This window comes from uncultured Marivirga sp. (genome assembly GCF_963974845.1).
GTDB classification, from domain to species: Bacteria; Bacteroidota; Bacteroidia; order Cytophagales; family Cyclobacteriaceae; genus Marivirga; species Marivirga harenae.
The window spans coordinates 436,043-449,149 of the sequence record NZ_CAXBEQ010000002.1 but is presented as its reverse complement, the minus strand read 5'-3'; the positions used below and the strand labels follow the sequence as shown (position 1 = coordinate 449,149).

Annotated in this window: 4 protein-coding genes; 3 read left to right on the top strand and 1 reads right to left on the bottom strand. The window is 38.0% G+C overall.

Translation table 11 applies throughout. The annotated features are described in order from the left end of the window. Positions 1 to 13 precede the first annotated feature (13 nt). Positions 14 to 9,997 carry a T9SS type A sorting domain-containing protein gene (locus tag AAC601_RS06445; protein WP_340152816.1) on the top strand — a complete coding sequence of 3,328 codons (9,984 nt, stop codon included), beginning with the start codon at positions 14 to 16 and terminating at the stop codon, positions 9,995 to 9,997. A 335-nt stretch (positions 9,998 to 10,332) separates the two neighbouring features. Here AAC601_RS06445 and cysQ read toward each other — a convergent pair whose 3' ends face one another. Continuing rightward, the gene (gene cysQ / locus AAC601_RS06440; protein ID WP_340152815.1) at positions 10,333 to 11,157 is read right to left on the bottom strand and encodes a 3'(2'),5'-bisphosphate nucleotidase CysQ; all 825 of its coding nucleotides are present in this window, start codon (positions 11,155 to 11,157) and stop codon (positions 10,333 to 10,335) included. A gap of 125 nt (positions 11,158 to 11,282) precedes the next feature. Here cysQ and cysC point away from each other — a divergent pair, with 125 nt between their 5' ends. Both cysC and cysD read left to right on the top strand, forming a co-directional pair. Then, positions 11,283 to 11,873, top strand: coding sequence for an adenylyl-sulfate kinase (gene cysC / locus AAC601_RS06435; protein ID WP_303271107.1), 591 nt, complete (start codon positions 11,283 to 11,285; stop codon positions 11,871 to 11,873). A 10-nt stretch (positions 11,874 to 11,883) separates the two neighbouring features. Further along, a complete protein-coding gene (cysD, locus tag AAC601_RS06430; protein WP_340152814.1) occupies positions 11,884 to 12,789 on the top strand; it encodes a sulfate adenylyltransferase subunit CysD in 906 nt (301 codons plus the stop codon). Positions 12,790 to 13,107: the final 318 nt, after the last annotated feature.

The window sequence follows — 13,107 nt, the reverse complement described above, 5'->3', positions numbered from 1 at the left end:
TTAAGCAGATTTTATGAAAAGATTTTTACATATACTGATATTATTTCTGGTAACTTGCTTTCAAGTGAATGCTCAAGTAACGGGCACAACTATTAGCAATGCTGCTAATATTGATACAGATGAGGCAACACTTAACGGAGATATTCAAACATCTGCAGCTGTTGATGTCAATTATCAGTTTAACTATGGAACAACAAGCGGAAGTCTTAATCTTTCTTCCACATTAATAGAGAATTTCAATGTTGATGGAACTGCCTCTGTTGGTGCAACCCTGCCCGGACTCTCTCCAGAGACACAATATTTTTATGAATTATATGCTGAAAAGTCCTCAGATGATACGGAAAATGAAACAAGTTCTGAAGGATCTTTTTATACTCTTTCCGAAGTTTTCCCCAATGCTATAGCTGATTTTACGACCGATAATATCACAAATGATGAGATACAACTAGACTGGACAGCATCCAGTAGCACAAATACAGATGGCTACATTATTCTTTATGCAACAGGGGCAACGGCACCAGACCCAGACGGCATTCTAGAACTGGGTGTACTTCCAGGAAATCAAACTTTTGCTAATAAAATAGTCATTAATAATGATGGAACAGAGTCAACTACGCTTTCATCATTGGCTGCAGCCACGCAATATTCCTTTTCTATTATTCCTTTTAATAATGATGGTGCTAACACGGAAGAAACTACAAATTATAATCTCTTAGTTTATAGCTCGGTTTCCTCTTATACCTTAGCTACAGAACCAGATGCAAATCCAACAGGATTAACCTACGAAAGTAAACTAGATGAAAGTGTTACTATTTCTTTAACTGAGGAGCCAACTGCAGATGGGTATTTGATTCTATACAGAACTGGAACAAACGGACCAAATAAAAATGGTGTTACCGATGGTATAAAACATGCCGATGCTGCTGATTTTGATCAAGCAACTGGATTTTACTATTCTGATGGGGGGGCAAATACGCTAATTGAAATTCCAGGATTAAGCCCTGCAACAACCTATAGTTTTAATGTCTTGTCATACGCATATGGAACTGACGGGCTGGGTTTTGAAGTCCCCGAAACCTATAATTATGTTACTTCAGATAATAAAATAAATGAGATCACCACCACCTCGGAAATTCCTTCTGCAGAAGTGAACAATTTTGTTAAAACGAGCAGTACTACAACAGGAATGACATTTTCTTTTGATCAATACACGGGATTTGCTGATGATGGAGGAACAGTTGTGTATTTTGAAATTGGAAATTCGGTAGATTTATCTACGCTAGAAAATGGTTTTCAACCGATCGATCAGCCTACAATTGGAACGGATTATCAGGTACAAAACACCGATAATGCAACTTCTATAACTGTTCAAGACGGAAAGTTGTCTCCCGGCACTAAATATTCCTTTAGAATAGTCCCTTTTAATTTTAACGGTACAGATTTCCCTACCATGGGGTATTATACTACCAATGCCCCTATTGTTACCCATTATACCCTTTCCGCACCCGCATCCGGTGGTGATGTAAACGGAGGAAATTTTATTGTAAATAATGAAACATTAAGTAGCGTTGATTTGACTTGGGACGCTGTAACAGGTGCAGATGGATATCTGGTCGTATATGAACAAGGAAATAGCGCCATTGACCTAACAAATTTAGAAGATGGTTTGGCCCCAGGCGATCTTTCAAGCCCAGGTTTTGATTTTGAAGATGTGGGTAGTATCCTCTCTACTACTGTTTCATCATTAAGTTCAGCTACAGAATATGCATTTCATGTTATTCCCTATACCTATGTAGAAGAAACGGGCTCTCCAGTTTCAGAAACTTACAATTATAATACTGCTGCACCTCCATTGAAAACCGCGTCTACCTTGTGCGATCCTCCAGCTGGGACTGCTACTTTTAATGTTCCAACCAATAAAACATCTAGTTCTATTGATTTAAGTTGGTCAGCAGTAACAGGAGCAGATAAATATTTGGTGGTAGCTAAACAAGGTGCAGGTGTTGATTTAACCGTAGAAAATGGTGATGATTTTGAAGCTGAAGCGAGTACAAGCTTCACTACTGCCGGAGCACCCGATTCGGATGGAAATAAAATAATATATTCAGGTAATGGTCTTGCTTTAATGGTAACGGATTTAAGCAATGAAACTGAATATACTTTTGCAATTTATGCTTACAAGAACGGAACCTTTTGTTATGCTTTCGGCCCCGATACTGAAACAATTACAACTGATCCTGCTGACCAAAGCAATACACTTACTTTAATTGGTGCTTCATCCACAATTTCTTCAGTTGCTAATGATGCATCTGGCAGTTTTATTACTGTTATGGATTTTGATATGAATGATTTGGGAGGTGATAATGAAACCACCAATCTTTCAAGCTTTACATTCTCAGCAGGAGCAAACGATGAGTTTGAAAGCTTACCAACTTTTTGGGATAATATAATTGAGGAAGCTAAAGTAGTGAATACAAATAATGGAGAAGAATTATCTGCGAGTATTAGTACCATTGATAATGAAATTTCAGTTTCAATAGCTAATAATAACAATAACAATGCAGGTCAATTTGGTTTTATCGCGGATGGAGGTAGCATCAATATAGAACTACAAATCAGGCTGAAAGAAAGTATCACCGCAGCTGATATAGATGGGAAAAACTTTGTGTTTTCGTTGGATCCAGCTACTATTTCTACTGAAGGTAATTCTAGTCAATTTGCCACAGGTGGAGGTACAAGTATAAAAACCGCTGATTCGGATAATGAGATTGAGGTAATAGCCACTGATTTCGATTTTGCAACAAATCCTCCTTCTACCGTTGACGCAGGTGAAAATGTAAGTCCTCAGGCAGTAGTAGAAGTCACGGATGCTAACGGAAATTTGGATCTCGATTACAGCACAAATTTTACCATCACAAATGACGATGGCATTAATATGCAAAACTTACCAAGCACATTCAACAATGGTGAGATGCAGTTTCCAGTAAACTTTAATTATCAAGGAAGTGGCGATGGTACTTTAACCATTACAGATGATACGGATAGTTTTTTTGAGACTTCAAATGCAGTAAGCGTTAATCCAACAATCGAATTAGCAGAACTAACAGCAGGTTTAAATGGTGGAACGCTTCAAAGTGGCACTTCAGAACAAGCAATTTTAGGCTTTTCAGTGGAAGCATTGGGGAACACTCAATTACAAGAAATTGAGTTTACTACCAATATTGATTTAACAAACGTAATCGGGAATATTCAAATTACCGGTTCTGCAAATAATACTTTCGATGGTACAGGTACTGATGCAGTAATTGCCTCTTCACCAATTGTTGACAACGGAAATAATACTGTAACATTTACTGGCCTTACACAAAATTTCAGTAGTGAAACAAAATATTTTTTCCTCATTGTGGACGTGGATGAATCTGTTAATGAATTTGATAATGCGGATTTGACCGTTAAACTGAATATAACAGATTTAAATTTCGGAAATACAGTTAATAAATTGGCTGGTGATTTTGCTCAAACCTACAGTTTTGAGGATATCACAAAACCACTGGCAAACCAAGTAGCGGCAACTCCAACCTTACTTTCAGGCAAAGATTTAGGGAATGACGCACTTGAAATTGAGATTACCTTCAATGAGGAAATGGATCCTTCTGCAATTCCAACGGTGTCTTTTCCTGTTGAAGACCCCACCAATAGTTTATCTGCTCCGAACGGGAACAGCGCTTGGTCTGCCGGCAATACTGTTTATACATTATTCTATGATTTAACTGATCAAGATGAGTTAGTGGAAAACATTGATGTTTTGATAAAGGATGCAGCGGATAAGTCAGGGAACATCTTAACTGATTTTACCGAGAATGATTTATTCACTATAGATACCGAAAACCCTGAGGCTTCCTCAATTAATCTGGATAGAGCTTTAATCAACAGACCTAATAATACAATTGAACTTCAAATAACATTCAATAAGCAGATGAATGGTGCTATTGACCCTACCATAGTGGTAAATGGGACCAGCAATATGTCGGATAATAGTGATGGAAGTTGGAGCGGAGGGAATTTGATTTATACTATTACCTTCAACCATGATTTGACCGAAGAGGCGTTAAATAACATTAATTTTGATATTACTGATGCTGAGGATGTAGCAGGAAATTTAATGGATCCGGCCACTTCTGGTAATTTTAACATCAATACTAAAAGACCTCGAATTGATTTTATTAGCACTAGCAGTTCCAATGGTCTTTATGGCCCGGGAGATAACATAAATATTCAATTGATTTTTGATGAAGATATTACTGTTAACGGCACCCCATCATTGGATTTAAATACAGGAGGAGAAGCTACTTTTCAAAACTTTACTGACAATATTGTGAATTTCACTTACACGGTTGGAGCTGTAAACTCTGGTGAAAGCACCTCAGATTTAGATGTTGATCAGTTTAATATGAATGGCGGTGAGATTAAAAATTTAGCTGGAAATGATGCTGAAATAGTGTTGCCTTCCAATCCTGACCGATTACAAGATAATGCCGCAATTCAAGTAGATACCGAGCCTGCGAACATCAACAACGTCACATCCACGGATGCAGATGGATTCTACAAAGAAGGGGATATCATCAATATTACGATTGAATTTGATGAAGATGTTTTAGTTAGTGGATCACCACAGCTGGAATTAAATTCCGGAGACTTAGCAGTTTATCAGAGTGGCTCTGCTTCAAGTACGCTTACTTTTAATTACACAGTTCAGGCAGCAGATGGTGGTACCTTGTTTGATGTATCGGATTTAAATTATGTAAATACTAACAGTTTAATTCTAAATGGGGGGTCTATAACAGATCAAGCCGGGATAAATGCTGATTTAGACTTACCATCAACAGGCGGGGCCAATTCTATAGGTGGAAATAAAGATATAACGATTGATACGCAGGCACCAGAATTAGAAACTGATCCTTTTAATCCGGAAAGTGAGAAACTTAATGCATCACAGCAAATGATTTTCACTATTGAACTTGATGAGATTGTAAGTGGGTCAGGAACCGGAAATATCCGAATAGTGGAAATGGAAACTGGAAATGTATTGGAAACTTTAGATGGGGCAACTGCTTTCACTAACAATACGAATACCACATTGAATTTTATTTCTTTGGAAAGTATCCTCAATGACACCACAGAGTATTATTTCGAATTTGATGCAGGAGCAATTGTGGATCAGGCAGGCAATGAATTTGCTGGATTTACGGCTAATAATATTTGGTCATTTACCACTTTTGGTCCGGCAAGAATTGATGATTTTTCTATTGGTGCCTGCGTGGGCGAACTTTTTAGCATTCAAGGGAAATATTTTACAGGTGTCAGCAGGATTAGAACAAATATAAATGGCAGCTCGCCTTTTACCATTTCTACATTTACAATTATTGATGATGAAAACATTGAATTTATCGTTCCGGCTGGAACTGAGCCTGGTACCCTTACCTTGGACAAGCAAAATGGTCAAGCTGGAAATACAGATGATGCTTCTACTACTTCTCAGGACAATATAAAAGTTGGTCCAAGCAGTGCTCAATTTGTCTTGGTTAACATAGGAACCGGTGTAGTTTGTGATGACCCTGAAGGTGGGTCCCCTATTGAAACTGCTGTAAGAGTTGATGTGATTGGGGGTTCTGGCACCTATACCTTGGAATACGATAATGGAACAGAAATCATAACTGTGACCGGCTATACTTCTGGGCAAGTATTGAACGTAAATCCGCCTCAAGCAGGTATTAACACCTATGAGATTGTTTCCTTAACTGATGAAGATGATGATTTAAATAGCTGTTCTGCACCTAATTTAGGCACATCTTTGGATGTTGAAGAATACACCCGATCAACAGTAGAGGCTGGCGGTGTATTTGATTCGGAGTTTGGAGGAGGTCTAATTGAGATTTGCTTAGCTACAACTAATGAAATTGATTTTTCAGATGCTAGTTTGGTGGGGGTTTTGCCTTCTATTAATGGTAATGTTACCACGGGAACTTGGACAATTGATCAAGGGCCTAGCCAAAATGGTGGTGGATTCAGTCCTAACGGCAGTGTTAAAAGCACTACTAATATTCAACCTATTTACTATCCAAGTCTGGCGGATGCATCAGAAGGTGAAATTGTATTGCGTCTGATATCAGATGATCCCGCGGCACCTAATCCTTGTGTGCCAGATGAAGATGTGGTTTTGATCCGTTTTGTTTCCACCATTTCGGTACGTTTGGGTGATGACCTTTCAGTATGTAAAGTGCCGGTTAACGAAACAACTGATATTGCCACAGCCCAACTTAATGCAGCGCTGGGTGGTGGTGCAGATGGAATTGAATGGACTAGGGTCGATCAATATAGTGAAGCTGGAAGTCATGATGGAAGCTGGGGCTTTGCAGATAATGAAAACGATATCTCTTTTAGTTTGACATCCACTAATCCGCAGGCAATTTATAAAGCAAGTCCAATGGAGGTTGAAGATGGAGGAGCTATTTTAGAAGCAATTCCAACGGCTTCAGGCGGTGGCTGCGGAGGAACCCCTGATCCTAGACAGCTGGAAATTATTATTAATGATTTGCCAACGCCATCCAAATCATTTGGAGATGAGATTGTTTGCTCAGGTGAAGAGGCTGTCCGTTATAGAATGACGGCCAGCAGCTCCCAAAGTACCTTCATATGGAGCCTAACAAATACTGGATTAGATAGTGAAGGCCTAAATGATAAGAACGAAATTGATGGATTACAGACCGGTAACTTACTAATTGTTAATTTCCGTGAAGTATTCGAGGAAACACAAGACACTTTGATTGTAAATGAAATCAGTACTTTAACTGGCTGTGTTAGTTTGGCTGACACATTTTTAATTACAATCAAGCCACAACCTATTGCAGAAATACTGTATAATTCTACTACTACTTTATCCAATTCAGCGGATTTGATTTTATTGCAAGGTCAGGGTGGACAATCTGGATCTGTAGAAATAGGAGGGGAGTTTTTTGGTCCTGGAGTTATAAGAAATAGCAATGGGGACTATTTCTTGGATACCAGCCAACTGGATGTTACAGATATTACAGATGAAGAGAATGTCCATGAAGTTATTTATGTTTTTTCTGATGAATTTGGTTGCTCAGCTAGCAGCTCTATTGCTTTTAATGTTTTTGATGCAGAAACTATTTTTCCAAATTTGTCCGCTCAATATTGTGAACTTGATGCTACAGATACTATTTCAGTAGATAATGCCATTATTCCCGAAGGCTTTCTTGTTAGTGATATTAGCGGGCCCGGAATTACCATCATCGGTTTTGAAGAGTTAATTATACGAAATGACACTTTGGAGATTTTAAGAGCAGAGTTTAATCCAAAAACAGCTTTGGAACAAAATGAAGGCAGTACTGACCCTTCTTCCATCTTAATCAAATATTCAATTTCAGATCCTGAAAATCCAGCCAATAATGTAGAAAACATAGGTGAGCAAATTGTTATCGTTAATCCTTTACCAGAATTGTTTTACACTGAGCCTGAGTACGATTTTTGTACCTATGATGAACCGGTAGAGCTAGAGCCTGAAACAGGAAATCCGGGGCTTAATTATTCGTTTGAAATTGTTAATGAAGGCATACCTGAAGCTATTCTTACTGGGAGCAGTGAAACCGGATATGAATTTGATCCTTCACCCATGCTAAGCTATCTGAATGCAGTAAACAGGGATTCAGTAGTTGTTCAAATTAGATATACCTACCAAGATGCAAATACCTGCCAAAATTCAGAAATTTTTGATTTCTTGGTGTGGAGACAGCCGGCCCAACCAACGGTGAATTCAGTTGATTTGTGTTTTGTAAATAATGTAATGGATACTGCCAGTGTGACAAATTATTTTGGAAATAATCCTAATCAAGAATTATTTTGGTACGCAAGTCAAGATTTTTCCTTAGATCCGATAGGAGAAGGATTGACTTTTGTTCCCGATGTCAATTTCTTTGCTACTTCAACAGAAAGGGTGTTTTATGTGGTCAGAAGAAATGTAGATAGTGCTGGAGAAGATGATGATTTATGCGAAAGTGAATCAACTGCAGTTACATACAGAAGAGTTAATAATCCTAATTTTAGTTGGAACAGCTCTGTTTATGAAGCAGACGGTATAATCTTCACAGGCACACCAAATGCAACTGAAATTGATACTTTGGAATGGAAATTAAAAGAATGGCAAGAGAATGGGTTTGTTTCCGTTACAAATAATGTATTTAGTTTAATGAATGATTCCACTACTTCTGTTGATTTCCGGAGCCTGGGAGCTGGGAGATATCAAATGACCTTCCAGATTTATACAATTAATAGTTGCACAGCGGAAATTACCAAAGAGTTTTTGGTTTTACCTAAAGTCGCAACAGCCAGTCAGTATGCTTTCGATTTTGAAAAAGGTAACAGTGAATGGATAAGCTACAGTCCTACCGGGCCTGCTAATGATTGGGACTTAGCCGTGCCAACAGAAAATTCCAATATTAAATCTGGAAATACTGTTTGGATTACCAATAAAGATGGATCCTATAATTCTGGTGCATTATCCTATGTTTATTCCCCGTCTTTTGACTTGAGTTCTGTTTCCAAACCAGTTATTAGTTTTGACTTATGGCTAGATATGGTAGAGGAGGATGATGGTTTAATTTTAGAATATTCTACAGATAACAAAGTGATAGAAGATCCAACAAAGAAATGGCAATTATTAGGGGATTTTGAGGGGAATCAATCGTCAGGCTTGAATTGGTATAATCTTGATCAAATACAATCTTTTCCTGGGACGGGAATCGGGACTGAAAACAACAATCCTTCGTACGTTGGGTGGTCCAGTGAATTTTCTGCTGAAGGGGAAGTAGCAGTTAATAATGCGGTACATGCGTTGGAAGTAATCCCACTTCAAGAACGAAACAATGTGATGTTTAGGTTTCAATTTAAGTCCAGGCCCAATGAAAATGAACAATCAACTAGTAATGATGGGGTGGCCTTTGATAATCTCCGGATTGAAAGCTTGAACAGGAATGTTTTGATCGAATACTTTGGAGATGATGCATCGACTGCAGACGCTGTAGAAATGAACAGCATCCAGAGTGCTTATGAACAATCTAGAGATTTTGCTTGGATTAACTATCGAATCAATGAAAACGACACATTATATACTCAATTCGCTTCCGCTATGCTATCTAGGACGTATTATTATGATGCATATGAAGATGGTGGTGGCATTTCAATTGATGGGAATTTAAATAGAGAAATTAATTTCAGCGGTTCAGGTGAAATTGAATTAGATCAAGCCAGGCTTGTAGCCAGTTTGGCTAGCATGAGAATTGATGCAACGGCCGAACAGGAAAGACTATTGATAAATGTTGATTACGAGCTGACTGAATCGGCATCTCTGAGTGAAAATACCCGATTATTTGTTGCAGTGATTCAAAAAGAAGTATCTGACGGTGATCAAGGGACCAATGAATCTAAAACATATTATCATGTTTTAAGAAAAATATTACCTAATAATGGAGGTCTAATCTTAGAGGATTTTACCAGCGGAGCCAAATCTTTTGAATTTATTGCGCAATATCCATCTGATGAAAACCCTCTTGCAATAGTAGCATTTATGCAAGATATAGAGACCGGGCAAATCATTCAATCAGCTCAGACAGATGATTTTGAAGCATTGTCTTTGGGAAATATCACCTCTAAGAATAGAGCTTTAAAAGATATGGAAATTCAACTTTATCCCAATCCGGCTAAGTCACATTTGAATATGAGCTGGTCAAGACTTATAAATTCAGATTTGAATGTAAAAGTAATGGATTTGACAGGTAAAATTATTGAGGAGATAAAGTTTGTTCAGGGCTCTTACAATTATGAATTGAGCACACAAAAGCTCAAAACTGGTATGTACAATCTGTTAATAACAAATGACAAAGGCGAGCACAAAGTAATGAAATTTGCTGTTACGAATTAATGAATGTCAATTACTTGATATTAAGATTAAGTCGTTGTTTTATTTAGGCAAGTGATTCCTATTTCAGTCTTGTAAGGACGTGATACCCTAACACAGGGTGAAGTCCGGTAAGGAACACTGATGTCTTATCAAAAGCCCTGCAAGGGCGCAATATTGCGCCCCAGAGCTAATGTATATCCACTTTTTTTTACGAATGGCTACACCCTACATTGTAATATGTCGGCTCTTTGGACCTTTGTTCAAGTGCTTCTTTTTCAGGGTTGTACATTCTTAACTTAACGACATTGAGCCTTAGCTTCAAGGTTCTCGTTTTGCTTTTTACAGGAAATACATGGCTATCCCAAACACAAAAAGCTGCCGTTCAGGAGATTTTCCTTATTATAATCAAACCTTTCCTCTTCAGTATTGCCTTTAAAAACCTGTCCGCCCGCAGCTTCTAAAATAGCTTGACCTGCACCTGTGTCCCATTCCATTGTAGGGCCGTGGCGATAATAAATATCGGCTTTTCCTTCCGCTACCATACAGAATTTTAACGAACTCCCTTTAGAGATGCTGTCTTTCACATCATACTTGGCCAGTAATTGGTCCTCTTCCGGAGAAGCATGTGAAGCACTTCTTACAGCAATTCTGTCTGTATTTTTATGATTTACTTTTAATTCAAGCTTTTTTCCAGCCTCTTCTTTGAATGCACCTAATTCACTACCATAATAAAAGGTATCAGTAGCCGGCACATAAATTACGCCCATAATAGGATAATGATCTTTAATAAGCGCAATGTTTACGGTAAACTGACCATTTCTTTTGATGAATTCTTTAGTGCCATCAAGTGGATCAACCAACCAGAAAGTAGTCCAGTCTTTTCTCTCATCAAATGACATTTTTTTACCTTCTTCTGATAAGATTGGATATTGAACATAAAGTGCTTCGAGCCCCTCTTTGATTACCTTATCTGCTGCTCCGTCAGCTAAAGTTAATGGACTATCATCCGCTTTATAATCTACTACCTGACTAAGGTCCGCATCAGCATAAATTTTCATTATGGCAGCACCTGCACTTTGAGCAATATTTTTTACTTCCTCTACTAAATTTTCAATTTCCATACTGTAAACATCTTGATTTTCAATCCTGAACAGGAATTCATTTAAAACTTTTTTTACCAAAAATCGCCTCCTATTAGCCTACAAACCCAATAGACTTTAAATATTTTTAGGGAACCGCAAAATTACGCAAGAAATGCTTATTAGTATAATTTTATCCTATTAACTTTGCCAAAAATTATATCAGTTTGGAAAATATATATCCCATATTCGATACTATCCTGAGTAGATCCGATAAGGAAAAAATGCTCAAGCAAAAGTCCATTGTCATCTGGATGGTAGGCTTATCCGGTTCTGGAAAAAGTACATTGGCCAGGGCTTTAGAAAATAGCTTACATGAAGAAGGCTATTTAACGCAATTGCTGGATGGTGATAATATGAGAACGGGGCTGAATAATAATTTGGGATTTAGCCCTGAAGACAGAACTGAGAATATTAGGAGAGCAGCCGAAACAGCAAAACTGTTTATGAATGCAGGCTTAGTCACGATTTGCTCTTTTATTAGTCCAACAGCGGATATTCGCAAAATGGCTAAAGAAATCATTGGTGAAGGATATGTGGAGGTATATGTTGACTGCCCGGTGGAGGTTTGCGAAGAAAGGGATGTGAAAGGGCTTTATGCTAAAGCCAGAAAAGGGGAGATTCCGGATTTCACTGGTATTAGTGCTCCATTTGATGTGCCTATAAATCCGGATGTGGCTGTAGATACTGCCAATCAAAAGCTAGAAAATAGTCATCAGGATTTAGTAAAAGCAATTATAGAAAAAATTAGATTTTAGAAAATATATTATGTCATCTTACAATTTATCACATTTAGATCAATTAGAGTCAGAAGCTATTTACATTTTCCGTGAAGTAGCAGCACAATTTGAAAAGCCGGTTATTTTATTTTCAGGCGGTAAAGACTCTATTACCATGGTGCATCTGGCTCAAAAAGCTTTCTGGCCAGCAAAAATTCCTTTTCCATTATTGCATATTGATACAGGACATAATTTCCCTGAAGCCTTAGAATTTCGTGATAATTTGGCGGAAAGATATAAAGTGAATCTGGATGTTGGATTGGTGCAAGATTCTATAGATAAAGGAACTGCAGTGGAAGAAAAGGGGCTAAACCCAAGTAGAAATACGCTGCAGTCTATTACTTTATTGGAGAAATTGGAAGAAGGCCAATATGATGCAGCTTTTGGGGGAGGTAGAAGAGATGAGGAGAAAGCTAGAGCAAAAGAAAGATTCTTCTCCCATAGAGATGATTTTGGGCAGTGGGATCCTAAAAACCAACGTCCTGAGTTATGGAATTTATACAACGGCAAAAAGGCACCAGGTGAATCTTTCCGTATTTTCCCTATCAGTAACTGGACAGAGATGGACGTTTGGCAATATATCAAGAAGGAAAAAATTGCCTTACCAAGTATTTATTTTTCTCATAAAAGAGAAGTAGTCAATAGAAATGGTGTTCTGATAGCTAAATCTCCTTATAATACACTTTTGGATGGAGAGAGCTACGAAGAAAGAATCATTCGGTACAGAACTTTGGGTTGTATGACCATCACAGGAGCTGTTGAATCTGACGCAGATGATTTAGATAAAATTATAGAAGAAGTAGCAGCAGCCAGACAAACGGAAAGAGGCGGAAGAGCAGACGATAAACGATCAGAAGCAGCAATGGAAGAGCGTAAAAGACAAGGATATTTTTAAAGTCCTCTGAAAGACGCAATGACGAGAAGTCTTCGCAACGGGTTTGTTTTTTAGTTTGCAGGAAAGTGAACTCTAAAGAAGATGACAGAAATTTTGCGTTTTAGTTAGAACAGAATTGAAACGACCACTTCCGAGGAACTCGGAAAAGCGGGAGGGAGGAAAGTTTAGCGGTCCAGCGTTGGCATTGTGGGAGGAAGCTTTAAACTTTCTTGATTTTTTGTATCTTTTTTATCAAGGAAAAAGATTGAAAGGAAAATCAGTGCTGTAAAGACAATGTAAAAGCACAAATATTTGAACTGAAAGAGGTGTTTTAGCAAT

What these genes read in the sequence shown, in the direction of transcription:
- AAC601_RS06445 (WP_340152816.1), top strand. Translation starts at nt 14, where the DNA reads ATGAAAAGATTTTTACATATACTGATATTATTTCTGGTAACTTGCTTT.
- cysD (WP_340152814.1), top strand. Translation starts at nt 11,884, where the DNA reads ATGTCATCTTACAATTTATCACATTTAGATCAATTAGAGTCAGAAGCT.